Here is a 23,359-nt window from a genome sequence, read left to right on the forward strand (position 1 = left end):
CCGGACGCGGCCAAGCTCCTGCAGGTGCAGAAGGACGAGTTTAGGCCCCCGCGATTCCCGGCTCAAGCGCTGGCGACGAGCGCCAGCCATGCCGCCTCGCTGATGACCTCGACGCCGTGCTTCTGAGCGTCCTTCAGCTTGGAGCCCGCGCCCGGCCCCGCCACCACGAGGTCGGTCTTGGCCGAAACCGAACCCGAGACCTTGGCGCCCAGGCGCTCGGCGGTGGCCTTGGCCTCGGACCGGGTCATCTGTTCGAGGCTGCCGGTGAACACCACCGTCTTGCCGGCGAAGGCCGTGGCGGAGGCCGGGGCCGCCATCGGCTCGGTCTTCACCTCGGCGAGCAGGGCCCGGACCGCGGCGTCGTTGTGGGGCTCGGCGAAGAAGGCGATCAGCGAGTCGGTCGCGACAGGGCCGATCTCGCCGTCATCGGCGAAGTGGCGGTAGGCATCGCCGGGGCGCTGCTCGGCCGCCCGCGCGAGGGCCGCCACGATGGCGTCGTCGTCGCCGTAATGGCCGAGGAGGCTGGCGCGCTGGGGCGCCGACAGGCGGACCCGCCCCTGGGGCTGGATCTCCGCCTCCTCGTCCTCGCCGGCCTCGGGCTCGCCGGACGCGCGGGGATAGCCCAGCTCCAGCAGGCGGTCGCGGGTGGTCGGGCCGATGCGGGACACGGCGGAGAGTTCGATCCAGTCCGCCCCGGCCTGGTCGCCCGCCGCGGCGGCGACGCCCGTCATGAGGGCGGGCATGTCGGGGAAGCGCTTGGCCAGGGCCTTGGCGGTGGATTCGCCGATCTCCGGAATGCCGAGGGCGAAGAGGAAGCGGTTCAGGGGCAGGCTGCGGCGATCCTCCACCGAGGCGAGGAGATTCTTGATCGCCTTGTCCTCCTCCTCGCCCTTCTTCTTGGTCGGCTTCTTCGGTGCGGGGGTGCCCTCGGCCCGGCGCTCCGCGGACAGCGCCTCGCGCCGCGCCACGATGGCGGCCTTCAGGGGCACGAATTCGAGACGGAACAGGTCGGCGGGCTGGCGCACCAGACCGGCCTCGAACAGGACCTCGATATAGGTCTGGCCGAAGCCCTCGAGGTCGAAGCCGTTGCGCGAGACGAAGTGCTTCAGGCGCTCCACCCCCTGGGCCGGGCAGATCAGGCCGCCGGTGCAGCGGCGCACGGCGTCGGGCTTGCCCGTGCGCGGGTTGATCTCGCGCACCGCCCGACTGCCGCAGGCGGGGCAGTGGGTCGGAAAGGCGTAGGGCTTCGCCTCGGCCGGGCGCTTCTCCAGCACCACGTCCATGACCTTCGGGATCACGTCGCCGGCCCGCTGGACCACGACCGTGTCGCCGATCCGGATGTCGCGCCCGTCGCGGATCGGCTCGCCGTCGGCCCCGACGCCCTGGACGTAGCCCTCGTTGTGCAGGGTGGCGTTCGAGACCACGACGCCGCCCACCGTGACCGGACGAAGCTTGGCCAGCGGGTTCAGGGAGCCGGTGCGTCCGACGTTGATCTCGATGTCCTCGACCACCGTCAGCGCTTTCTGGGCGGCGAACTTGTGGGCGAGGGCCCAGCGCGGCGAGCGCGAGACGAAGCCGAGGCGGCGCTGCAGGGTCAGGTCGTCGACCTTGTAGACGACGCCGTCGATGTCGTAGCCGAGGTCGGCGCGCTCCGCCTCGATGCTCCGGTAATGCGCGATCATCGCCTCCGCGTCGGCGCAGAGCCGGGTGCGGTCGTTGACCGGGAGACCCCAGGCGCGGAACCGCTCCAGCACCCCGTGCTGGGTGCCCTCGAAGGCCGGCACCACCTCGCCCCAGGCATAGGCGAAGAACTTGAGCGGCCGCGCGCGGGTGATCTCGGGGTCGAGCTGGCGCAGGGAGCCCGCCGCCGCGTTGCGGGGATTGGCGAACAGGGCCTTGCCGGCCGCCTCCTGACGCGCGTTGATCGCGGCGAAATCCGCGTGGCTGAGGTAGACCTCGCCGCGGACCTCGCAGACCGGCGGCACGTCCGTCCCGGCGAGCCGCTGCGGGATATCGGAGACCGTGCGGGCATTGGCCGTGACGTCCTCACCGACCTCGCCGTCGCCGCGGGTCGCCGCCGTGACCAGGCGCCCGTCCTCGTAGCGCAGGGCAAGGGAAAGCCCGTCGATCTTCGGTTCGGCGGTGAAGGCCAGGGGCTCGGTCTCGGGCCAGTTCAGAAAGCGCCGGACCCGGGCCACGAACTCCGCCACCTCCTCGTCCGCGAAGGCGTTGCCGAGGGACAGCATCGGCACCGCGTGGCGCACCTTGGCGAACTTCTCGGACGGCTTGGCACCCACCGAGACGCTGGCAGCCCCCGTTCCGGCCAGATCCGGAAACCGCGCCTCGATCTGCTCCAGGCGCCGGCGCAGGGCGTCGTACGCCGCATCCGTGATCTCGGGCGCGTCCTCCTGGTGATAGAGCCGGTCGGCCTCGGCGATCCGTTCGGAGAGGTCCGCGTGCTCGGTCCGCGCCGTCTCGGCGGTCATCGTCTCGAGGCTGTCGGCGGGGCTGTCTGCGGGCATGGAGGGGCTTCGTGATCGGGGGCGGGCGCGGCGTCGGCTTATAGCAATCGACAACCGTTGCGGCACCGGCCAAGGTTCCGGACCGCCCGGAGCTCTGCACAGCTGTGTAACCCGCACGCGGCCCAAGCGAATACATCCCCACACCCCGAGGCTCCGGCGCCTCCGCGAAGCCGGCTGCGACCCCGCGCCGCCTCACGGATCCGCCCCGGCCCCTATCTTTCGACGCAACCGTCCAACGATCCCGGATCGCCATGCCAGCCCTGCCCGCCTTCTCCGCGCCCTGGCGCGACCGCGCCGGACGCGTCTCCGGCCTGAAGCTCGCGACCTTCCTGCTCGCCCTGGCCCCCGGCCTGTGGCTCGCCGGGGCCTACGCGGCCGACGCCCTTGGGGCGAAGCCCATCACGGCGCTGCTGCACGGCACCGGCGAGTGGGCGGTGCGCTTCCTGATGCTGTCGCTGGCGGTGACGCCCCTGCGCCGCATCGCGCACGCGCCGAAGCTCATCCTGGTGCGGCGCATGCTCGGCCTGACGGTGCTCGCCTACGGGCTGATCCACCTGATGCTCTACGTCGTCGACCAGAACTTCGTGCTGACCAAGGTCGTCAGCGAGATCGTATCGCGGATCTACCTGACCATCGGTTTCGTGGCGCTGCTCGGCCTCGTGGTGCTCGGCGTCACCTCCACGGACGGGATGATCCGCCGGTTGGGCAAGGCCTGGCCGCGCCTGCACAAGACCGTCTACGTCATCGCGATCCTGGGCCTGATCCACTACTACCTGCAGGCCAAGATCGACGTGTCCGACCCGGTGTTCTGGACCGGGGCCTTCCTGCTCCTGATGGGTCACCGCGCCATGCAGCGCCTCGGCTGGCCGAGCAACCCGCTGACCCTGGTCGGCCTCGCGGTGGTGGCCACCCTCGTGACCGCACTGCTGGAAGCGGCCTGGTACGGCGTCGCGAGCGGCATTCCGGCGAGCCTCGTCCTGTCGGCCAATCTCGACGTCCCGGACACCATTCGCCCGGCCTGGTGGGTGCTGGCCCTCGGCCTCGCGGTGCCGATCCTCAATGCGGTTCGGGCGCGGATGGACAAGAGCGGGCGCGGCAAGCCGAAGCCTGCACCGGCGCCCCGCCCCGCGCCGGCGCGGGAGGCCGTGGCCGCCCGCTGACCTCCGGCGCGCGGGCTTGCTCCGGATCAGCGGTCTTGCTCCGGATCAACGGCACGCGCATGAAGCGGGTGTCGTCACGGAGGGGGGAAAGCCCGCATGCGGATACGGATCTTGCGGGCTGCGGCCCTCGGCCTCGGCACCCTGGTGTCGGTGAACGGAGCGCGCGCCGCCTGCACCCTGCCTGAGCCGCCCCCGACGACGTCCCGTCCGGCCAAGCCCCCCGCCCCGGTGAAGCCCGCCTGCCTCGATGCCAAGGGCGGCTGTCCCGGCTGGGAAGCCTACAGCTACAACGACGCGATCAAGGCCTATAACGAGAAGGCCGCCGCGTTCCGTCCCCTGGCCGAGGCCTACGTCAAGGCGCTGAACGCCTACGTGAAGGCGAGCAGCGACTACGCCCAGTGCGAGGTGAAGACGCTGCAATAGGGACGCGCGGTGCCTTCGGCGAACGCCAGACGCGTGTTACGCTCAGCGACGCGCTCGGCCAGCGAGGTCGGGCCGGGTCCCCGTCGATGAGCATTCAGCCCAAAGCCCGCATGAGCGTCGAGGAGTTCCTGGCCTGGGCCGAGCACCAGCCGGATCGGTTCGAGCTGTTCGACGGCGAGGTCTTCGCGATGGCGCCACAGCGCGTGCGTCACGCGGAGGCGAAATTCGCCGTGCAGCTGGCCTTGCGGGGCGGCATCCGGGAGGCCGGGCTGCCCTGCCACATGCTGCCGGACGGCGTGACGGTTCGAATCGACGACGCGACGAGCTTCGAGCCGGACGCCCTGGTCTCTAGCGGTCCGCGCCTCGATGACGATGCCATCGCGGCGCCTGCGCCCGTCATCGTGGTCGAGGTGCTGTCGCCGAGCACCGGGCGGATCGATACGGGCCAGAAGCTCGTCGGATATTTCCGCGTGTCGAGCCTGATGCACTACCTCATCGTCGATCCGGTCAAGCGCATGATGATCCACCACAAGCGCGGGGCCGACGGACTGATCGAGACCCGCATCGCGGCAGGCGGAACCATCGACCTGACGCCTCCGGGCTTCAGGCTGGACGTCTCCGCCTGCCTGACAGAGCCCTGAGGTCGGCGGCCGTCGCTTGACCCCTGCCAGGGGCGGTGCCACAGCCCGGCGCAGTTTCCGCTCACCGCCAGACTGGACGGCCCGATGCCCGAATCCCTCGACCTCCTCGTTCTCGGCAATGCCATCGTCGACCTCATCGCCCGAACCGAGGAGGACTTCCTCGCGGCGCAGGGCGTGCCGAAGGGCGCAATGCAGCTGATCGACGAGGCGCGGGCCGAGTCGCTCTTCGCCGCCATGGGTCCGGCCACCATCGTGTCGGGCGGCTCAGGCGCCAACACGGCGGTGGGTGCGGCGATGCTGGGCGCCAAGACCGGCTTCGTCGGCAAGGTCCGCGACGATGAGCTCGGCGGCCTCTTCGCCCACGATCTCAAGGCCACCGGCGTCCGCTTCCCCGTCGCCGCCGCCACCGACGGGCCGGCCACCGCCCGCTGCTTCATCCTGGTGACGCCGGATGGCGAGCGCACCATGAACACCTACCTGGGCGCCTGCCAGGGCCTGTCGCCGGCCGATGTCGACGAGGCCACCGTGGCCGCTGCGCGCGTGGTCTATCTCGAGGGCTACCTCTGGGACCCGCCGGCCGCCAAGGATGCATTCCGCAAGGCCGTGACCATCGCCCACAACGCCGGCAACGCCGCCGCCCTGACCCTGTCGGACGCCTTCTGCGTCGGGCGCTACCGGGAGGAGTTCCTGGGCCTGATCCGCGACGGCAGCATCGACATCCTGTTCGCGAATATCGGCGAGTTGCAGAGCCTCTACGAGACCGACGATCCCGAGGTCGCGGTCCGCGCTCTGCGCGAGGAGAGCGCGGCCCGCGGCCGGGATCTTCTCGGCCTCGTCACCCGCTCGGCGGACGGTGCCCTGGTGATCCAGGGGGGCGCCGTGCAGTCGGTGCCCGCCTCGCCGGTCCATGAACTCGTCGACACCACGGGCGCGGGCGACCTGTTCGCGGCGGGCTTCCTGGCCGGCCATGCCCGCGGCCTGGACCACCGCGACAGCGCCCGCCTCGGAGCGCTCGCCGCCGCCGAGGTGATCCAGCACATCGGCGCCCGGCCCCAGCACGACCTCGTCACCCTCGCCAAGGCGCAGGGCCTGCTCTGAGGCCGGCGACGGCGCGAAGACGGTGCAGAGCGCGGAGTCCGGAGAAGCCCGGGCTCCGTCGCATGCCCGGACCGGCGCTCACAACCCCAGCAGCACCTTGCCGACGGCTTCGCGCCGCTTAAGGATGCCGAGCGCGGCTTCGTACGCGGCGAGCGGGTAGACGCCGTGCACCTTCGCGGTGAGGCGCCCCTCCGCCACCCAGGCGAGAAGCTGCGCCTGGTTGGCCCGGTGCGCGTCCGGCTCGCGCTCGACGAAGACGCCCCAGTGGACACCCTGGATGTCGATCCCCTTGAGGAGCGCCAGGTTCAGCGGAATGCGCGGGATGTCGCCGGCCGCGAAGCCGATGACGAGGTAGCGGCCCTTCCAGCCGAGGGACCGCAGGGCCGGCTCGGCATAGTCGCCGCCGATCGGGTCGTAGATGACGTCGACGCCCGTGCCCTCGGTCAGCGTGCGCAGGACCTCGCGCAGGTTCTCCGCGGCGTAGTCCACCGTCATCGTGGCGCCATGGGCCCGCGCCGTCGCCAGCTTGTCGGGTGAGGAGGCGCAGGCGATGACCCGGGCCCCCATGATGACGCCGAGTTCCACCGCCGCGAGCCCGACGCCGCCGGAGGCCCCGAGCACCGCGAGGGTCTCGCCGGGCTGCAGGCGGGCCCGGTCGCGCAGGGCGTGGAGGGAGGTGCCGTAGGTGATCGTCAGTCCGGCGGCCTGCGCGTCCGAGACCCCCGCCGGCACAGGGGTGAGGTGCCGGGTGGCGACGGCGATCCGCTCGCAGCAGGTGCCGTACTTCTGGTGCACGATGACCCGATCGCCCACCGCGAAACCCTCGGCGCCGTTGCCCAAGGCCTCGATGACGCCGCAGGCCTCGCCGCCGGGCGAGAACGGCAGCTCGGGCTTCACCTGGTAGCGCCCGGCGATGATCAGGGTGTCGAAGAAGTTGAGCGCCGCCAGGGTGATGCGGACCACGGCCTCGCCGGGGCCGGCCACCGGGTCCGGCAGATCCGAAAGCTCAAGATCCTCCGGTCCCCCGAGACGGGTACACAGCAGCGCCTTCATGCCCAAACCTCCCTGGTCGTCCCATCGGCGCTTGCACCGACGCGGCCGTCCGCGCAAGCGCCGAAGGCGTCAGGGGCGTTCGTAGGTTCCGACGAGGCAGCCCTTGGCGAGAACGCGTCCCGCCATCGCCTCCAGGAGTGCGCCGCGGCCGGGATGCTCGGGCAGCTCCAGCGCCCGGTCGAGGGCGTAGACCTGGAACAGGTAGGCGTGCGGGCCGTGGCCGGTGGGTGGATCGGGCGGCAGCCAGCCCGGCTTGAGGAAGCTGTTCTTGCCGAGATCGAGCCCCGATTCGGCCTGGCTCGCCGCGCCCTCGGCCAGCGCCGCGCCGGGATCGAGGTTCCAGGCGATCAGGTGGACCAGCGGACTCGGCGTCGGGCTGCCGGCATCCTCGCAGAGCAGGACGACCCGGGCCGTGCCCGGCGGCAATCCGGTCCAGGCCAGGGGCGGCGAGGCGCCGGCCCCGTCGGCCGTGACGCGCGCCGGCATCGCCGTCCCGTCCGTGAAGGCGAGGCTGGTGAGGCCGAGGCTCTCGGGCACGGTGGCGAAGGTGGTCCGGTAGGCGGTCTTGTCGAGCCCGGCCTTCAGGCCGGACAAGGCGGCGCCCACGGCGTGCGGTATCTTTTCGAGCAAGGTCGGTCTCCCACGGGGTACGCCGACCAACCGCGGGCGTGCCCGAAGGTTCAGGCCGGGCGCTGCGCCGTGATCATGTAGTTGACCGCCGTGTCACGGCTTGCCCGCCACGAGCCGTCCAGGGGGTTGAGCACCACCCCGGTCGTGTCGGTGACGGTGAGGCCGCCGGCGCTCACGGCGCGGCTGAGCTCGTCGGGCCGCACGAACTTCTCCCAGTCATGGGTGCCCTTGGGCAGCCAGCCGAGGACGTACTCGGCCCCGACGATCGCCAGCGCGAAGGAACGCAGGGTCCGGTTGAGGGTGGCGGCGAACAGGAGGCCGCCGGGCTTCACCGCCCGGGCCGCCTGCGCCACGAAGGCCGGCATGTCCACCACGTGCTCCACCACCTCCATGGCGAGCACGACGTCGAAGCGTTCGCCCCCGGCCACCACGTCCTCGATGGTGCGGGCGCGGTAATCCACCGGCACGCCCGCGGTGTCGGCATGAGCCTGCGCCACCTTGATGTTGGTCGGCGCCGGATCGAGGCCGGTGACCCGGGCGCCGAGGCGCGCCAGGGGCTCGGACAGGACGCCGCCGCCGCAGCCGATGTCCACGAGGGTCAGGCCCTCCAGGGCGAAGGGCGCCCGCGGGTCCCGTCTGAAATGCCGGCAGGCCGTGTCGCGGATGTAGGCGAGACGGACGGGATTGAAGCGGTGGAGCACCCGCATCGGTCCGGCCTCGTCCCACCAGGTCGCCGCGATGGCTTCGAAGCGGGCGACCTCGTCGCGGTCGATGGAGGCGCCTGTGGGGCCGGTCATCGTCTCGGCATGTGTCATCGTCTCGGCATATGTCATCGTCTCGACATGTCTCGTGCGAGGTGGGCGCGTCCCATTGTTGACACGCCCGGGCGGCCCTTGTACCCGCCGAAGCCCTGTCCGGTACAGCAGCCAAGCGACGCGGCAGGCCGTGCGGTGTCGGGGAACTCCGTCCCGCGGCCCGCCGGATCCCTGGTCACGCTCGATCCCTGGCTCAAGCGATGTGTCGCGGACGCGACAGGCTCCGTCTGGTGAGAACATGCCCCGTCTGGTGATGAAGTTCGGCGGTACGTCCGTCGCCAATGTCGAGCGCATCCGCAACGTGGCGGCCCACGTGGCCCGCGAAGTCGCGGCCGGCTACGACGTGGCCGTCGTGGTCTCGGCCATGTCCGGCAAGACCAACGAACTCGTCGCCTGGGTCAAGGACGCGAACCCGCTCTACGACGAGGCCGAGTACGACGCGGTGGTCGCCTCGGGCGAGCTCATCACCGCCGGCCTCCTGGCCATCGCGCTGCAGAAGGACGGCATCAAGGCCCGCTCCTGGCAGGGCTGGCAGATCCCGATCCTGACCTCGGATGCCCACGGCTCCGCCCGGATCGAGGGCATCGACGGCGCCCGCCTCGATGCCGGCTTCCAGCGCGGCGAGGTCGCGGTCATCGCCGGCTTCCAGGGCATGCACGAGGCCACCGGCCGGGTGACCACCCTCGGCCGCGGCGGCTCCGACACCAGCGCGGTGGCCATCGCCGCCGCCATCGGGGCCGAGCGTTGCGATATCTACACCGACGTCGACGGCGTCTACACCACCGACCCGCGCGTGGTGCAGAAGGCCCGGCGCATGGAGCGCGTGACCTTCGAGGAAATGCTGGAGATGGCGTCCCTGGGCGCCAAGGTCCTGCAGGTCCGCTCGGTCGAGCTCGCCATGGTCCATCGCGTGCCGACCACGGTGCGCTCCAGCTTCGATCCGCCGGACAACGCCCGGCCCGGCACCCTCATCTGCGACGAGGACGACATCGTGGAACAGCAGATCATCACCGGGATCGCCTTCTCCCGGGACGAGGCGCAGATCACGCTTCGTCGCGTGAAGGACAGCCCCGGCATCGCCGCCGCGATCTTCGGACCGCTGGCCGACGCCAACATCAACGTCGACATGATCATCCAGACCGTGTCGGGCGACCAGTCGACCACCGACATGACCTTCACGGTCCCGTCGGCCGATTACGACCGGGCGCGCAAGATCCTCGACGCGCAGAGCGGCGCGATCGAATTCGCGCAGATCGAGGGTGCCACCGACGTGGTGAAGGTCTCGGCCATCGGCGTCGGCATGCGCAGTCATGCGGGCGTCGCCGCCAAGGCGTTCCGGGCCCTGGCGCAGAAGGGGATCAACATCCGCGCCATCACCACCTCGGAGATCAAGTTCTCCGTGCTGATCGATGCCGCCTACACGGAGCTTGCCGTTCGCACGCTCCACTCGCTATACGGCCTCGACCAGGCCTGAAGGACCGGAGCGCGCGAACGCCCGCGCGCCAACCGGACACGAGGCCGAAGCCGGATCGAGGAGACCATGCCCGCTGCGCCCGGAGGCCCGCGCCTGCTTCTGCGCCGCCTCCGCGAAGCGATGGCGGAGCCGGTCAGCCCACAGGCTCGTCTCGACCGCATCGTCACGCTGATCGCCGCCAACGTGATCGCGGAGGTGTGCTCGGTCTATGTGCTCAGCGATGACAACATCCTCGAACTGTTTGCAACCGAGGGTCTGAACCGCGAGGCGGTCCATCTGACCCGGCTGCGGGCCGACGAGGGCCTCGTCGGCCTCATCGCCAAGACCGCCGAGCCGCTGTCGCTGTCCGACGCGCAGTCCCACCCGGCCTTCTCCTACCGTCCGGAGACGGGCGAGGAGGCCTATCACGCCTTCCTCGGCGTGCCGCTCCTGCGCGCGGGCAACACCCTCGGGGTGCTCGTCGTCCAGAACAAGACCTACCGGGTTTATTCCGAGGAGGAGATCGAGGCCCTCCAGACCACCGCGATGGTGCTCTCGGAGATGATCGCCTCGGGCGAGCTGCAGGCGCTGGCGCCGGGGGCCGGCTCGGCCGCGCGCCGTCCGGTGAGCCAGCGCGGCGTGGCGCTCGCCGACGGCATCGGTCTCGGGCACGTGGTGCTGCACGAGCCGCGCATCGTCATCAAGCAGCTCATCGCCGAAAACGTCGACCGCGAGGTCGAGCGCCTGGAGCTGGCGATCGGCGAGGTGCGCTCGGCCATCGACGACCTCGTCGAGCGCGGCGACAGCATCGGCACCGGCGAGTCCCGCGAGGTGCTGGAGACCGTGCGCATGTTCGCGCACGACAAGGGCTGGCTGCGCCGGATGCGCGAAGCCGTCCATTCGGGTCTCACCGCAGAGGCCGCCGTCGAGCGCGTCCAGTCGGACAACCGCGCCCGGATGATGCGCCAGAGCGACCCGTATCTGCGCGACCGCCTGCACGACCTCGACGACCTGGCGAATCGGCTGCTGCGCACGCTGATCGGGGCGGAGGGCCACGGCGCGCAGCGCGTCCTGCCCGAGAACGCGATCCTGGTCGCCCGCTCGATGGGTCCGGCCGCCCTCCTCGACTACGACCGCACGGCGCTCCGCGGCGTCGTGCTCGAGGAAGGCGGACCGACGAGCCACATCGCCATCGTGGCCCGGGCGCTCGGCATCCCGGCGGTGGGCGAGATCGCCAACGCGACCGCCCTCTGCGACGCCGGCGACGCGATCATCGTCGACGGCGCCACCGGTGAGATCCAGGTCCGGCCCGGCCCGGAGATCGAGGCGGCCTATGCCGAGATGGTGCGCCTGCGCGCCCGCCGGCAGGAGCAGTACCGGGCGCTGCGCGACGTGCCGGCCGTCACCCTCGACGGCACGCAGATCGGCCTGCAGCTGAATGCCGGCCTCCTCATCGACCTGACCCACCTGCACGAGACCGGGGCGGACGGCATCGGCCTGTTCCGCACCGAGCTGCAGTTCATGGTAGCCCAGCGCATGCCCTCGGCCGCCGAGCAGCAGGCGCTCTACGAGGCCGTGTTCGCGGCCACGGGCGACCTGCCCGTCACGATCCGCACCCTCGACATCGGGGGCGACAAGATCCTGCCCTACATGCCGGCCCTCGAGGAGGAGAACCCGGCCCTCGGCTGGCGGGCGATCCGGATCGGCCTCGACCGCCCGGCCCTCCTGCGGGTTCAGTTGCGGGCGCTGCTCAAGGCGTCCGGCGGGCGGCCCCTGAAGATCATGTTCCCGATGGTGGCGACGGTGGACGAGTTCACCCGCGCCAAGGCCATCGTCGAGCGCGAGAAGGCGCACCTGCGGCGGCACGGCCACGCCCTGCCGAGCGACTGCAAGCTCGGGGTCATGGTGGAGGTGCCCTCCCTGCTGTTCCAGATCGACGAGATCGCCCGGGCCGCCGACTTCTTGTCGGTGGGCTCCAACGACCTGATGCAGTTCCTGTTCGCCGTCGACCGCGAGAACCGCCGGGTCGCGGACCGCTTCGACACCCTGAGCGTTCCGGCCCTCCGCGCCTTCCGCGTCATCGCCGAGCGCGCGGCCGCCGCCGGCTGCCCCGCCACGGTCTGCGGCGAGATCGGCGGACGGCCCCTCGAGGCCATGGCGCTGATCGGCCTCGGCTTCCGCCACCTCTCGATGTCGCCGGCCGCCATCGGCCCCGTGAAGGCCATGGTGCTGGGCCTGGACGTCAAGGCGGTGGCGGCGCTGCTCGACACCGAAATGGCCCGCGCCGGAGACGGCGCCACCCTCCGCCCGGCCCTCGCGGCCTTCGCGAAGGCGCAGGGTGTGCCCATCTAGCCTCGGCGTGCCTATCTCCATGGGTCGTGCCGCGGCCCCGTCGTCGACCAGGCCTCCGGCCCGACGAGCCCTTGTTCTGATGAGAGTTTTCCACGGGCGATGACCCCCATTCCTGCAGACCGTCTCGACGCGATCCTGACGCGCCACGACATCGTCACCGCCACGCTGAGCGCAGGCTCGGCGGACTCCGACACCTTCGTGCAGCTGTCGCGCGAATTGTCGGAGCTCGAGGGCGTCGTCGCCGCCATCCACGCCTATCGGGCGGCGGCGCAGAACCTCGCCGACATCGAGGCGCTGATCGACGAGCCGGGCAGCGATTCCGAGATGCGGGCCCTCGCCGCCGACGAGAAGCCGGAGGCTGAGGCCGGGCTGGAGGCGGCGCACCGGGCGCTCCAGCTCATCCTGCTGCCGAAGGATTCCGCCGACGAGAAGAGCGCCATCCTCGAAATCCGCGCCGGGACCGGCGGCGACGAGGCCGCCCTGTTCGCGGGCGACCTCTTCCGGATGTACGGCCGGTACGCCGACGCCAAGGGCTGGAAGGTCGAGGTGATCTCCGAGAGCGAGGGGACCGTCGGGGGCTATCGCGAGGTGATCGCCGAGGTGAAGGGCAAGGGCGTGTTCGCGCGCCTCAAGTTCGAGAGCGGCGCCCACCGGGTGCAGCGCGTGCCGGATACCGAGACCCAGGGGCGCATCCACACCTCGGCCGCCACCGTGGCGGTGCTGCCCGAGGCCGAGGAGGTCGACATCGTCATCAACGATGCGGACCTGAAGATCGACACCATGCGCTCGCAGGGCGCCGGCGGACAGCACGTCAACAAGACGGAATCGGCCATCCGCATCACCCACATGCCAAGCGGCATCGTGATCTTCGTCCAGGAAGAGCGCTCACAGCACAAGAACCGCGCCCGGGCGATGTCGCTGCTGCGTTCCAAGCTCTACGACGCCGAGCGGACCGCCAAGGACGCGGCCCGGGCCGCCGACCGCAAGTCGCAGGTCGGCTCCGGCGATCGCTCCGAGCGCATCCGCACCTACAACTTCCCGCAGGCCCGCGTCACCGATCACCGCATCAACCTGACCCTGTACAAGCTCGAGGAGGTTCTGGCGGGCGTGGCTTTGGACGAGCTCGTCGACGCCCTCGTCACCGAGCATCAGGCCGAGTTGCTGGCCGCCGAGGGCATGGCCTGAGCCGGATGGACGGGCCGGAGCCGATGCGCCTCGATCCGGCGCTCAGCCGTAAGGACGCCCTACGCTGCATGAGCGAGGCGCTCGCGGCCCACGACCTCCCGGCACGCGACGCCCGCTTCCTCCTGCTCGACCTCCTGGGGCTCAGCGCGACCGACCTGATCCTGCGGGGCGATCTGCCCCTGGGACCGGAGGGGGCGGCGACGCTCGAAGGGGCCGTCGCGCGCCGTATCGCCGGCGAACCGGTCGCCCGGATCGTCGGTGCCTGGGAATTCTGGGGCCTGCCCTTCGGACTCGCCCCCGAGACCCTGGTCCCGCGAGCGGACACCGAGACCCTGGTGGAGGCCGCCCTGGCCCTCCATCCCGACCGCAGGCGCCCGCTGCGGATCCTCGATCTCGGCACCGGCTCCGGCTGCATCCTCGTGGCGCTGCTCAGCGAGCTGCCGAACGCCACCGGGATCGGCCTGGACCGCTCCGCCGCGGCCCTCGTCCAGGCCCGTGCCAACGCAGGGCGGAACGGGGTTGGGACCCGGGCGGCCTTCGTCTGCGCGGACTGGACCGCGGGTCTCAGCGGGTGCTTCGACCTCATCGTCACGAACCCGCCCTATATCGCCCGCGATACGATCCGGGGCCTCGACATCGAGGTCAGGGCGCACGACCCATTGGGGGCCCTCGACGGCGGCGTGGACGGCCTCGACGCCTACCGGGCGATCGTGGACGCCTTGGCCGGCGGGCCGGTCCGCCTCGCTCCCGGCGGCGCACTCGTCCTCGAAGTGGGCTACGATCAGGCCGAGGCCGTCGCGACGCTCGGGACGCGGGCGGGTCTCGGCCCCGCCACCCGCCATCACGATCTCGCCGGGCACGCCCGCGTCGTTCGCTTCGGGCCCGTGTGAGCGGATCTCGACACGAAAATTCTGCGGGAAACCCGAAAAAAACTGCGCCCTTCGGATGCATCGCGGCAAAAAACGCTTGTTGGCCCCTCGGCGAACCGCTAGTGTCGCAGGCAGATCGCGAACGGTCCATTAAGATGGATCGTGGTAAGACGGGTGGCGGCTCAGGTCCGCGACGCTCTTAGACGGTCTCCCCACGATCAAGCTGGCGCGCGCGGGCAGAGGCGCAGGAGCTTGGTCAACTTCGTGCCTGAAAACCGAAGGACGCCTGGACGCTCAGAGCGCGCCTTGGTCAACGGACAGAGACGACAAGCACGGCGAAATCGATCACGGACACACCGGACCCGGATCACGCGGCGCCAGCGACGAGCCTGATGACAGGACGCGTCGTGGCCGCCTGGAACCCGCCGCATCATCAGACGCTCCGAGACGAACGAGGGTCAATCGAGACCGATGAGACCAAACCAGAATAGACGGATGCGCGGTCGCAACCGCCCCAAAGGTCCCAATCCGCTTACGCGTTCCTACGAATCCAACGGACCGGACGTCAAGATTCGCGGTACCGCCCAACACATCGCCGACAAGTATGCCCAGCTCGCGCGCGACGCGCAGGCCAGCGGCGACCCGGTGGCGGCAGAGAACTACTTCCAGCACGGCGAGCATTATTTCCGGATCATCTCCGGTGCCCAGGAACAGACCCGCCAGCAGGTGGGTGGTTACGCCCGTGGCTTCGACGACGAGGGCGACGAGGGTGACGACGAGGGCCAGGGCGCCCCGCAGGGCTATGCCGCCTCGAGCTACGGCGCGAACGGCTACAACGAGGAATACGCCGACCCGAGCCAGCAGCCCCAGCCGACGGGCTACGAGCCCCGGCAGGAGGCGCGCCAGGACTCCCGCCCCGACAACGCCCGCGCGGACAATTACCGGCAGGACTACAACCGGCAGGATACCGGTCCGGACAACAACCGGCAGAATCGTCGCGACCGCTTCGCCAATCGCGGTGATCGTCCGCAGCGCTTCGACAATCAGCGCGACGGCAACCGTCCGGACTACAACAACAACCGTCGCGACGACATCGGTCGCCAGGACGGTAACCGGCAGGACGGCAATCGGCAGGACGGCAACCGGCAGGACTACACGCGCCAGGATTCGAACCGGCAGGATGCGAACCGGCAGGATTCGAACCGGCAGGACGGCAACCGGCAGGATTTCCGGGCGGATCAGAACCGCCAGGACAATCCGCGGCAGGAAAGCCCTCGGCAGGAGACTCCGCGCCAGGACTACAATCGTCAGGATCAGCCCCGGCAAGATCAGTCCCGGCAAGATCAGCCGCGCCAGGATTTCCGGCCTGCTCCGGTCCGGTCCGACGCCCCCCGCTACGAGAACGGGCGCACGGACAACTCGATGAACGAGGCACCGCGTGCCGACTTCGGTGGCCAGGACGCTGGACGCCAGGACTCCGGACGCCAGGATGCGCCCCGGCCTGCCCGCGCCAACGAGGCACCGCCCCGGCGCAGCCGGCGCCGCGACGAGCGGGATTCGGCCGGATCGGCCGAGGACGTCGCCGCCCTGCCGGCCTTCCTGATGACGCCGCCGCGTCCCGTTCCCGTCGCCGAGCCGGCCGGGCAGTCGGACGCTCAGGGCGAATCGACCTCCGCGGCACAGGATGACGGCGCACCGGCCCCCAAGCCCCGCCGCCGCCGCCGCGCCCGGTTCGAAGGTTCGGACGGTGCTATCGGCAGCGACGATCCGACACCGGTGACCGAGTAAGCTCGGTTCCACGTCGCGAAACCTCTGGAAGCCGCCCCCCTCGGGCGGCTTCTTCGCGTTTCTAGGGGCCACGCCAGTCGCGGAAGGCCTCGACCCGGTGGATCAGCCGGCGATGGCGCGTCGCCTCACCGAAGGGAGCGAGGTCCCAAGTCCAGCGCTGATCGGCCCGGCCCAGGCGCACCCCGTGCAGCAGGTCGAGCCGCGCGATCACCTGCCCGGCCCGGTCCTCCTCGATCTGCTCGACGTCCGTGACCAGGCAGACGCGGGCCCGCAGCCCCGCAAGGCCGTCGAGATGAGCCCGCACAATCCGGCTTCCGAGATCCGGCGGCACGAAGCCGGGCCGGTCCAGGGGCAGGATCGGCAGCTGCGACAGGAGGTTGGCCGAGACCACGAAGTCGACCGTCTCGCCGCCGCACAGGGCGGCCAAGGGTTCGGGCCGATCGGGTTGGAGGACGAGGTCCGCCGTGATCAGCCGGACGTTGGGATGGGCCCGCGCGCGGAAGCGGGCCGGCCAGAGATGCACGGCATCGACGAGGTCGACCCGCTCGAAGCGCGCGGCGAGCTCCGCGAGCGGGACGTCCTGGAGAAGGCCGGAGCCCAGCACCACGGCCACGCGCCGCTGTGGGAGCCCGTCGCAGGCCTCCAGGATCGCGGCCCGCGCCGCGGCGAGATGGGGGGCCCAGGCGTGGCGGCAGCGGCGCCCCCGGGACATCAGCAGGACGCTCTCACGCAGGTAGCCCCTCCGACGATGGGCGAGGGACACCGGCGTGACGACAAGGTGGAGGAGTTCGACGAGCACGCCGCCCCCCGGATCAGCGGGCCGAGCCCGAAGGACCCCGCCCCTCCGGCTCGCCGCCCGACTGCGCCGAGAGGCGGACCACCCGCTGCGCCGTGGTGACCGACAGGGCCTGGAAGGCCGTCTGGATCCCGCTCCATTCCTCGGGCCGTCGAACCGGCCCGGGTTTCGCCCGCAGGAACAGCTTCAGGGTCCCGAAGCCCAGGCGGATCGAGCGCAGGAGAAACAGGAGGGGATCGTGGTCCGTCGCATCGTAGGCGCGCCGGGCGAAGGTGGGCGGCACCGCGGCGAGTCGCGCGACCTCGGCCAACGCCTTGTCGAGGTCTCCGGCCCGGAACAGGTCGTCGATGCGCTGCTCATCCGCATCCGTCGCCCGCGGAAGGGTCTGGTCCCGCCGCAGGCCGGCCGCCAAGCCGGCCGCCGAGCCGCCCGCCAAGCCGGACGCCGAGACGGCGGGCTGTCCCCGAGGTGCGACCCGGGTCACCAGCATGGCCCGCAGGACCGCATCGCCGCGGGCCCGTTCCCCGAGCGCGGTGTAGGCTGCGCCGGAGAAATGCGCCCCGGCATTGGCAGCGACCACGTGCACCGTCTGTCGGTCCCCGCGTGCGACCAGCACGTCGGTGACGCGCTCGCCGAGCGTCGGCCGCTGCGCGACGGCCCGCAGGTGCTCCTGGCCGCGCGATTCGGAGACGGTGACGAGATCGGCCTCGTCGAGACGCGGCGAGCGCTGGAGCACGGGACGGGCCACCGCGATGTCCGGATCGAAGGCCAGGTCCCGCACCACGGCGCGCGGTGCGTTGCGCACGTCCGCCAGGTCGTCCGCCAGGATCACGCGGGCGGCTGCATCGACCGCGCGGGCCAGGGGCAGCATCGCGGCGTCGAAGACCTCCACCTGCTCCTCGAGCAGTTCGGCGGCCCGCTCGGTGAAGAGCGTCGACAGCCGTTGCAGCACCCGTCCGCGCTGGAGCAGCCCGCCGGATCGGACCACCTGCTCGATGTCGCGCACGAGGGTTTCGATCATACGCGGAATCCCTGCGCGGCCTGTCCTTCGGTCTTGCCCCGCACATTCTGTGGACGCAGAGATTAAGAAAATGAAATCCCCGATGGCCCCGCCGGGGAACTTGGCCCCGCCGGGGAACTTGGCCCCGCCGGGGAACTTGGACGCGCCGGGGAACTTGGCCGCGACGATCCCGTTGCGGTTGGGCCATTGCGACCGCAGTCCCGCGGGCGCAGTCTCCCCGGAGCGACCGTGTCGAACCTCGTCCGCATCATCCTCGCGATCTTCCTGCCGCCGATCGCGGTCCTCATGACCACCGGCATCGGCCTGCAGTTCCTCCTCAACATCCTGCTGACGCTGCTGGGCGTCCTGCCGGGCACCATCCATGCCCTGTGGCTGGTGCTGCGCGATCGCTGAGGGAATGATAGCCTGCCATGCGGGATGATCGTCGAGGTGCGGTCGCCCTGAACGGTCGGACGAGCGCGAGGGGAGCATGAGCACACGAGGTTTCACGGGGCGCAAGCCGCCCGAGGCGACCCGCGAGCGTCTGCCCCCGGGCCAATACCTCACCGAGGACTTCCCGGTGCTCCAGATCGGCCCGAACCCGCGAATCGACCTCGCGACCTGGTCGTTCACCCTGCGTGAGGGGTCGCGGCCCCTGAAGAGCTGGAGCTGGGACGCCTTCAACGCCCTGCCCCGCACCCGCTGGGGCGGCGACATCCACTGCGTGACGAAGTGGTCGAAGTTCGACACCGCCTGGGAGGGCGTGAGCTTCGACGACCTCCTGGCCGATGCCGGCCTCGACGCGCCGACGGCCTTCCTCCTCGCCGAAGGCTACGACGACTACACCACCAACGTGCCGGTGGCAGACCTCACCGGCGGCAAGGCCATGGTGGCGACGCACTACGACGGCGCGCCGATCCCGGTGGATCATGGCGGCCCGGCCCGGCTCCTGGTGCCGCACCTGTATTTCTGGAAGAGCGCCAAGTGGGTGAAGGGCCTGCGCTTCACCCAGCGGGACGAGGGCGGCTTCTGGGAGCTGCGCGGCTACCACATGTACGGCGATCCCTGGCGCGAGCAGCGCTTCACCGGTGACTGATCCCGCGCCAGGACCCCTCCCCTGGCAGACCGCGACCCTGACGGCCATCCGGCCGGTGACGCGGCGGGTGAAGAGCTACCGCTTCCGGGTCGCCTTCGACCGGCCGATGCTGGCCGGGCAGCACGTCGACGTGCGCCTCACCGCGCCGGACGGGTACCAGGCCCAGCGCAGCTACTCGATCGCCTCGGCGCCGGACGGCGACGGCACCATCGAACTGCTAATCGAGGGCCTTCCGGACGGCGAGGTCTCGGGCTTCTTCGACGCGGTGGCGGAGGTCGGCGACACGATCGAGCTGCGCGGCCCGATCGGCGGATCCTTCGTCTGGCGCCCGGAGGATGGCGGCCCCCTCTTCCTGGCGGGCGGCGGCTCGGGGGTGGTGCCGCTCCTGTCGATGCTGCGCCACCGTGCGGCGACGGCGCCGGGCGTGCCCGCTCTCCTACTCTACTCCGTGCGCGATGCCAGCGAGATCATCGCCGCCGAGGAGTTGGCGGTGCGCGCCCGCGACGAGGCACAGTTCCAGCTGATGCTCAACCTGACCCGGGCCGGCGGCCGTCGGGTCGATGCGGCGGTGATCGCGGAGGCGCTGGACCGGCTCGGTCCGCCGCGCCATGCCTATCTCTGCGGCGGCAATCCCTTCGTCGGGGCAGTGGCGGAGCTCCTCCTCGACGCCGGGGTGGACCCCGCCCGCGTCCGGACCGAGCGCTTCGGCGGCTGAGCGGCAATCGCGGGTTTCGGCCGGGCCGGCTCCGCCACGGATCACGGACCGCGCAGGTTTCGGCAGACGGGAGGGAACGCCATGTCAGCAGACATCAAGTCACAAGACATAATATCGGCAGATGATCCGTCGGCGGAGCGCCCCCGGCACGAGGGACAGTGTCACTGCGGCGGCGTCCGGTTCCGGGCGACCCTGAGCGACGGGCTCGAGACGGTCCGGCGTTGCACCTGCTCGTATTGCCGGATGCGGGGGGCGGTGGTGGTCTCGGCGGAAACCAACTGCGTCGAGATCCTGCGGGGCGCGGACCTGCTGACCAGCTATCGCTTCAACACTGGCGTGGCGCAGCACTTCTTCTGCGCGCGCTGCGGGATCTACACGCACCACCAGCGCCGTTCTAATCCCAACCAGTACGGCGTCAACGTCGCCTGCCTCGACGGCCTCAGCCCCTTCGATTTCGCCGAGATCCCGGTGGTCGACGGCGTCAACCATCCCAACGACGCCGGCGGATCGAGCCGGCTCGCCGGCACGCTGCGCTTCGTCCCCGCCCGCTAGGCGCCCGTTCGGATTCCGGCGAGGTCGGAATCCGGGGAGGTCGGAATCCGGCCGCGTCCCGAAGGTCGCGACCGGCATTGAGCCCGTGGCCGTCACGGGCCGTTCCGGCGATCAGGCCGCCCGAACGGTCGCCAGGAAGCGGGCGACTTCCGTCCCGAGCTGCTCGGACTGACGCGAGAGCTCGGAGGCGGCGCCCAGGACCTGGCTGGCCGCCGCGCCGGTCTCCTCGGAGGCCTGCGCGACGCTGGCGATGTTGCTGGTCACCTGGCTCGTGCCGCTGGAGGCCTGGGCGACGTTGCGCACGATTTCCTGCGTCGCCGCGCCCTGCTCCTCCACCGCGGCCGCGATCGAGGCGGCGACGCCGTTGATCTCGCGGATGCGCGTGCTGATGGAGCCGATGGCCGCGACCGCCTGCCCGGTGACACCCTGGATCTGGCCGATCTGCGTGCCGATCTCATCGGTGGCCCGCGCCGTCTGGGCCGCCAGTTCCTTGACCTCGGTGGCGACCACGGCGAAGCCGCGCCCGGCCTCGCCGGCCCGGGCCGCCTCGATGGTCGCGTTCAGGGCCAGCAGGTTGGTCTGGCTGGCGATGTTCGAGATCAGCCCGACCATGTCGCCGATCCGTGCGGAGGCCTGGCTCAGGGCCTGGACCAGCTGCATGGTCTGGTCGGCCTCGCCCACGGCGGTCTGGGCGAGATCCGAGGAGCCCGAGACCTGACGCCCGATCTCCTGCACGGAGGAGCCGAGTTCCTCGGCGGCGGCCGCGACGGTCTGCACGTTGGCGGCGGCCTCTTCGGCAGCGCCCGCCACGGTGCTGGACTGGCTGGCCGTGTCGCTGGCGGTGGTGGTCATCGACTGGGCGGTCGCCTGCAGCTCGGTGGCGGAGGACGAGACCATGCCGACGATGCCGCCGACCGCGCGCTCGAAGGAATCCGCCAGCTCCACCATCGTCCGCTTGCGCTCGAGGGCGGCAGCCGCGTCGGCGATGCGCTTCATCTCGGCCTGCTCGGCCGCCTTGATCGCCACCATGGCCTTGATGCCCTCGACGGCGCGACCGATGGCGCCGATCTCGTCACCGCGGGACGCCTCCGCGATCTCGGCCTCGATATCGCCCTTCGCCATGCCCTGAAGCACCTGCACGAGACGGCTCATGGGCCGGGTGATTCCGAAAGCGACGATCGCGGCGGCCAGGGCCATCACGCCGAGCAGGCCTGCCGCCGTGGCGGTGATGAGCATGGTGCTGGCGGCGCCGACGGACCGCTCGGCCTCGTCACGGGCCTGGCGAAGCTCGGCGGTCAGGATCTCGAGGCGGGGCTGGATGATCTCCCGGACCTTGGTCCGCGCCACGGACCCCTCGATCAGGAGGATCTTGGCGGCCTCATCTCCCTGGTTCTTCAGGCCGAGGGTGTTGGACCGGTTCATGATGGCGATCAGGTCACCGAGCGCGTCGCGCAGCTTCACCGGCACCGCCTTGCGCTCCGGGGTATCAGCCAGCGCCATCAATCGTTCGACCCCATCCAGGGCCGCTTTCGTGGCCGTGTCGTAACGCGACTTGTACCCGGCCATTTCCTGCTCGCGGGTCTCGAGGATGATGTTGCGCGCCTGGACCGAAGCCTCGTTCACGTTGATGCGGATACTCAGAATACTTTCGAGGCGCGCGGCCTGAACATCGACGATGTTCACCGTTTGCTGCGACAGATTTTTCAGAGTGGCGTATGAGTAAAACGCAAGACCAGCCGCGACGAGCGCAAGGATAACAAGCGGCGAGGCCACTTTGACGATGATCTTGGCATTTCGGAGGAGGCGCATCACGGTAACCCAGGAGAAAATCGATCCTGCGGTACTTAGGAACTTTCACTTAAAAAGTCATAAACACTATTTCCCTTGCGTTTCCGCGGGCGATAAAATTCTTCGCGCCTCTTAGGCGTGAGGAAAAATTGTTTGCGGATGCTGGGGTGGGCGATGTCCATCACGCCGTGAGACGCACCCCTCGCCCCTGCGTGTTCCGACGATGGGAGAGTGCGCTCAGGCGCCGACCAGCCGATCCGCGACGTCTTCGGCCAGGGACAGGCTCGAAGTCAGGCCCGGGCTCTCGATCCCGAAGAGGTGGACCAGGCCGGGGAGCCCGTGCTCGGCCGGGCCGTCGATCCGGAAATCGGCGGCGGGCTCGCCCGGCCCCGTCAGCTTCGGTCGGATGCCGGCATAGTCCGGGGTGAGCACCCCGTCCGGCAGGCCCGGCCAGTAGCGGCGGATCGCCCGGGCGAAATGATCGGCGCGGGCGGGATCGACCCGGTAGTCGAGGGTCTCCACCCACTCGACGTCGGGCCCGAAGCGCATGCGGCCGGCGAGGTCCAGCGTCAGGTGGATTCCCAGGCCGCCCTCGACGGGGGCCGGATAGATCAGCCGCGAGAAGGCAGGCCGGCCGGTGCAGCCGAAATAGCTGCCCTTCGCAAGGACCTGGCGCGGGATGCGCGCGGCGGGATAGGCCTCGACCGCCCCCGCGACGGCCTGGGCCTCGAGGCCGGCGGCATTGACCACGGCCTCGAACGGCAGGGCCTCGCCGTTCACGGTGACGCTCCAGCCCTCCGGCCTCCGGGCGATCTCCGTGATCCGGCTGTCGAAGGCGATGGCGCCCCCGGCATCCTCCAGGTCGCCCTGGAGGGCCAGCATCAGCCCGTGGCTGTCGACGATCCCGGTGCCGGGCGCGTGCAGCGCCGCGACGCAGGCAAGGTTCGGCTCCAGGGCCCGGGCCTCGGCCCCGTCGAGGAGCGCCAGGCCCGGGACCCCGTTGGCGTCGCCGCGAGCCTTGAGCGCCGCGATGGCGTCGCACTCGGCCTCCGCGGTGGCCACGATGAGCTTGCCGCAGCGACGGTAGGCAATGCCGTGGCTGTCGCAGAAGGCCGCGAGCATGGCCGCGCCGGCCACGCAGTGCCGCGCCCGCAGGGAGCCCGCCGGATAGTACATCCCCCCATGGATGACCTCGGAATTGCGGGCCGAGATGCCCGTGCCGATCGCCCCCTCGGCCTCCGCGACGATGACCGCGTGGCCCCGGCGCGCGAGGGCCCGGGCCACGGCGAGACCAACGATTCCGGCACCGACGACGAGGATATCCATGACGGGCCGGAGATGAGCACGAGACGGACCGGGAACACAACATGGCACGCGTCCACCGCGGGCCCGGGCGCCCAGGGGTGGAGGGGCATGCATCCGC

21 protein-coding genes are annotated in these 23,359 nt (G+C 70.8%); 13 read left to right on the forward strand and 8 right to left on the reverse strand.

What is annotated here, in order from left to right; all coding sequences use genetic code 11:
* Positions 1-62 precede the first annotated feature (62 nt).
* A complete protein-coding gene (gene ligA / locus CRT23_RS03770) occupies positions 63-2,522 on the reverse strand; it encodes an NAD-dependent DNA ligase LigA (RefSeq protein WP_103708663.1) in 2,460 nt (819 codons plus the stop codon).
* A 251-nt stretch (positions 2,523-2,773) separates the two neighbouring features.
* Between ligA and CRT23_RS03775 the strand changes: the two genes are divergently transcribed.
* From CRT23_RS03775 to CRT23_RS03790, 4 genes are all read left to right on the forward strand, one after another.
* Positions 2,774-3,682: a protein-methionine-sulfoxide reductase heme-binding subunit MsrQ gene (locus CRT23_RS03775; protein ID WP_103708664.1), complete on the forward strand. Its 909-nt coding sequence runs from the start codon at positions 2,774-2,776 to the stop codon at positions 3,680-3,682.
* A 96-nt stretch (positions 3,683-3,778) separates the two neighbouring features.
* Positions 3,779-4,105, forward strand: a complete 327-nt coding sequence (locus CRT23_RS03780) for a hypothetical protein (protein WP_103708665.1) — start codon at positions 3,779-3,781, stop codon at positions 4,103-4,105.
* Between the two features lie 86 nt (positions 4,106-4,191).
* Positions 4,192-4,746 carry a Uma2 family endonuclease gene (locus CRT23_RS03785; RefSeq protein WP_103708666.1) on the forward strand — a complete coding sequence of 185 codons (555 nt, stop codon included), beginning with the start codon at positions 4,192-4,194 and terminating at the stop codon, positions 4,744-4,746.
* An 84-nt stretch (positions 4,747-4,830) separates the two neighbouring features.
* A complete protein-coding gene (locus CRT23_RS03790) occupies positions 4,831-5,844 on the forward strand; it encodes an adenosine kinase (protein ID WP_103708667.1) in 1,014 nt (337 codons plus the stop codon).
* 78 nt (positions 5,845-5,922) lie between these two features.
* Here CRT23_RS03790 and CRT23_RS03795 read toward each other — a convergent pair whose 3' ends face one another.
* From CRT23_RS03795 to ubiG, 3 genes are all read right to left on the reverse strand, one after another.
* The gene (locus CRT23_RS03795) at positions 5,923-6,897 is read right to left on the reverse strand and encodes an NADPH:quinone oxidoreductase family protein (protein ID WP_103708668.1); all 975 of its coding nucleotides are present in this window, start codon (positions 6,895-6,897) and stop codon (positions 5,923-5,925) included.
* 69 nt (positions 6,898-6,966) lie between these two features.
* The gene (locus tag CRT23_RS03800; protein WP_103708669.1) at positions 6,967-7,527 is read right to left on the reverse strand and encodes a YbhB/YbcL family Raf kinase inhibitor-like protein; all 561 of its coding nucleotides are present in this window, start codon (positions 7,525-7,527) and stop codon (positions 6,967-6,969) included.
* Between the two features lie 50 nt (positions 7,528-7,577).
* Positions 7,578-8,324, reverse strand: coding sequence for a bifunctional 2-polyprenyl-6-hydroxyphenol methylase/3-demethylubiquinol 3-O-methyltransferase UbiG (gene ubiG, locus CRT23_RS03805; protein ID WP_103708772.1), 747 nt, complete (start codon positions 8,322-8,324; stop codon positions 7,578-7,580).
* 256 nt (positions 8,325-8,580) lie between these two features.
* Here ubiG and CRT23_RS03810 point away from each other — a divergent pair, with 256 nt between their 5' ends.
* The 5 genes from CRT23_RS03810 to CRT23_RS03830 all read left to right on the forward strand — a co-directional run bounded on the left by CRT23_RS03810 (position 8,581) and on the right by CRT23_RS03830 (position 15,989).
* Entirely contained in the window at positions 8,581-9,816 is a 1,236-nt protein-coding gene (locus CRT23_RS03810; RefSeq protein ID WP_055955075.1) for an aspartate kinase, read from the forward strand.
* Between the two features lie 66 nt (positions 9,817-9,882).
* A complete protein-coding gene (gene ptsP / locus CRT23_RS03815; protein WP_055955078.1) occupies positions 9,883-12,147 on the forward strand; it encodes a phosphoenolpyruvate--protein phosphotransferase in 2,265 nt (754 codons plus the stop codon).
* 99 nt (positions 12,148-12,246) lie between these two features.
* Positions 12,247-13,332 carry a peptide chain release factor 1 gene (gene prfA / locus CRT23_RS03820; protein WP_055955081.1) on the forward strand — a complete coding sequence of 362 codons (1,086 nt, stop codon included), beginning with the start codon at positions 12,247-12,249 and terminating at the stop codon, positions 13,330-13,332.
* A 5-nt stretch (positions 13,333-13,337) separates the two neighbouring features.
* Positions 13,338-14,222, forward strand: coding sequence for a peptide chain release factor N(5)-glutamine methyltransferase (gene prmC / locus CRT23_RS03825; RefSeq protein WP_245435950.1), 885 nt, complete (start codon positions 13,338-13,340; stop codon positions 14,220-14,222).
* Positions 14,223-14,696: 474 nt separating this feature from the next.
* The gene (locus CRT23_RS03830; protein WP_103708670.1) at positions 14,697-15,989 is read left to right on the forward strand and encodes a DUF4167 domain-containing protein; all 1,293 of its coding nucleotides are present in this window, start codon (positions 14,697-14,699) and stop codon (positions 15,987-15,989) included.
* A 61-nt stretch (positions 15,990-16,050) separates the two neighbouring features.
* On the opposite strand, the gene CRT23_RS03835 is transcribed toward CRT23_RS03830, so the two are convergent.
* Positions 16,051-16,788 carry a hypothetical protein gene (locus CRT23_RS03835; RefSeq protein ID WP_103708671.1) on the reverse strand — a complete coding sequence of 246 codons (738 nt, stop codon included), beginning with the start codon at positions 16,786-16,788 and terminating at the stop codon, positions 16,051-16,053.
* A gap of 13 nt (positions 16,789-16,801) precedes the next feature.
* Positions 16,802-17,806 (reverse strand): DUF2336 domain-containing protein, encoded by a 1,005-nt coding sequence (locus tag CRT23_RS03840; protein WP_103708672.1) that lies wholly within the window; start codon positions 17,804-17,806, stop codon positions 16,802-16,804.
* A gap of 228 nt (positions 17,807-18,034) precedes the next feature.
* Here CRT23_RS03840 and CRT23_RS03845 point away from each other — a divergent pair, with 228 nt between their 5' ends.
* From CRT23_RS03845 to CRT23_RS03860, 4 genes are all read left to right on the forward strand, one after another.
* Positions 18,035-18,199 carry a YqaE/Pmp3 family membrane protein gene (locus CRT23_RS03845; RefSeq protein ID WP_082513141.1) on the forward strand — a complete coding sequence of 55 codons (165 nt, stop codon included), beginning with the start codon at positions 18,035-18,037 and terminating at the stop codon, positions 18,197-18,199.
* Positions 18,200-18,275: 76 nt separating this feature from the next.
* On the forward strand, positions 18,276-18,881 hold the full coding sequence (locus CRT23_RS03850; RefSeq protein ID WP_103708673.1) for a sulfite oxidase-like oxidoreductase: 606 nt from the start codon (positions 18,276-18,278) through the stop codon (positions 18,879-18,881).
* Positions 18,874-19,596, forward strand: a complete 723-nt coding sequence (locus CRT23_RS03855; RefSeq protein ID WP_103708674.1) for a ferredoxin reductase — start codon at positions 18,874-18,876, stop codon at positions 19,594-19,596. Before CRT23_RS03850 ends, CRT23_RS03855 begins: the two co-directional genes overlap by 8 nt.
* An 81-nt stretch (positions 19,597-19,677) precedes the next feature.
* Positions 19,678-20,148, forward strand: coding sequence for a GFA family protein (locus CRT23_RS03860; protein ID WP_103708675.1), 471 nt, complete (start codon positions 19,678-19,680; stop codon positions 20,146-20,148).
* A gap of 111 nt (positions 20,149-20,259) precedes the next feature.
* On the opposite strand, the gene CRT23_RS03865 is transcribed toward CRT23_RS03860, so the two are convergent.
* Together CRT23_RS03865 and CRT23_RS03870 are read right to left on the reverse strand one after the other, a co-directional pair.
* The gene (locus tag CRT23_RS03865) at positions 20,260-21,957 is read right to left on the reverse strand and encodes a methyl-accepting chemotaxis protein (RefSeq protein WP_103708676.1); all 1,698 of its coding nucleotides are present in this window, start codon (positions 21,955-21,957) and stop codon (positions 20,260-20,262) included.
* Positions 21,958-22,173: 216 nt separating this feature from the next.
* Positions 22,174-23,262, reverse strand: coding sequence for an NAD(P)/FAD-dependent oxidoreductase (locus CRT23_RS03870; protein WP_103708677.1), 1,089 nt, complete (start codon positions 23,260-23,262; stop codon positions 22,174-22,176).
* Between the last annotated feature and the right edge of the window lie 97 nt (positions 23,263-23,359).

This window comes from Methylobacterium sp. V23 (genome assembly GCF_002917135.1).
Taxonomy (GTDB): domain Bacteria; phylum Pseudomonadota; class Alphaproteobacteria; order Rhizobiales; family Beijerinckiaceae; genus Methylobacterium.

What these genes read in the sequence shown, in the direction of transcription:
- ligA (WP_103708663.1), bottom strand. Translation starts at nt 2,522, where the DNA reads ATGCCCGCAGACAGCCCCGCCGACAGCCTCGAGACGATGACCGCCGAG.
- CRT23_RS03775 (WP_103708664.1), top strand. Translation starts at nt 2,774, where the DNA reads ATGCCAGCCCTGCCCGCCTTCTCCGCGCCCTGGCGCGACCGCGCCGGA.
- CRT23_RS03780 (WP_103708665.1), top strand. Translation starts at nt 3,779, where the DNA reads ATGCGGATACGGATCTTGCGGGCTGCGGCCCTCGGCCTCGGCACCCTG.
- CRT23_RS03785 (WP_103708666.1), top strand. Translation starts at nt 4,192, where the DNA reads ATGAGCATTCAGCCCAAAGCCCGCATGAGCGTCGAGGAGTTCCTGGCC.
- CRT23_RS03790 (WP_103708667.1), top strand. Translation starts at nt 4,831, where the DNA reads ATGCCCGAATCCCTCGACCTCCTCGTTCTCGGCAATGCCATCGTCGAC.
- CRT23_RS03795 (WP_103708668.1), bottom strand. Translation starts at nt 6,897, where the DNA reads ATGAAGGCGCTGCTGTGTACCCGTCTCGGGGGACCGGAGGATCTTGAG.
- ubiG (WP_103708772.1), bottom strand. Translation starts at nt 8,324, where the DNA reads ATGACCGGCCCCACAGGCGCCTCCATCGACCGCGACGAGGTCGCCCGC.
- CRT23_RS03810 (WP_055955075.1), top strand. Translation starts at nt 8,581, where the DNA reads ATGCCCCGTCTGGTGATGAAGTTCGGCGGTACGTCCGTCGCCAATGTC.
- ptsP (WP_055955078.1), top strand. Translation starts at nt 9,883, where the DNA reads ATGCCCGCTGCGCCCGGAGGCCCGCGCCTGCTTCTGCGCCGCCTCCGC.
- prfA (WP_055955081.1), top strand. Translation starts at nt 12,247, where the DNA reads ATGACCCCCATTCCTGCAGACCGTCTCGACGCGATCCTGACGCGCCAC.
- prmC (WP_245435950.1), top strand. Translation starts at nt 13,338, where the DNA reads ATGGACGGGCCGGAGCCGATGCGCCTCGATCCGGCGCTCAGCCGTAAG.
- CRT23_RS03830 (WP_103708670.1), top strand. Translation starts at nt 14,697, where the DNA reads ATGCGCGGTCGCAACCGCCCCAAAGGTCCCAATCCGCTTACGCGTTCC.
- CRT23_RS03840 (WP_103708672.1), bottom strand. Translation starts at nt 17,806, where the DNA reads ATGATCGAAACCCTCGTGCGCGACATCGAGCAGGTGGTCCGATCCGGC.
- CRT23_RS03850 (WP_103708673.1), top strand. Translation starts at nt 18,276, where the DNA reads ATGAGCACACGAGGTTTCACGGGGCGCAAGCCGCCCGAGGCGACCCGC.
- CRT23_RS03860 (WP_103708675.1), top strand. Translation starts at nt 19,678, where the DNA reads ATGTCAGCAGACATCAAGTCACAAGACATAATATCGGCAGATGATCCG.
- CRT23_RS03865 (WP_103708676.1), bottom strand. Translation starts at nt 21,957, where the DNA reads ATGCGCCTCCTCCGAAATGCCAAGATCATCGTCAAAGTGGCCTCGCCG.
- CRT23_RS03870 (WP_103708677.1), bottom strand. Translation starts at nt 23,262, where the DNA reads ATGGATATCCTCGTCGTCGGTGCCGGAATCGTTGGTCTCGCCGTGGCC.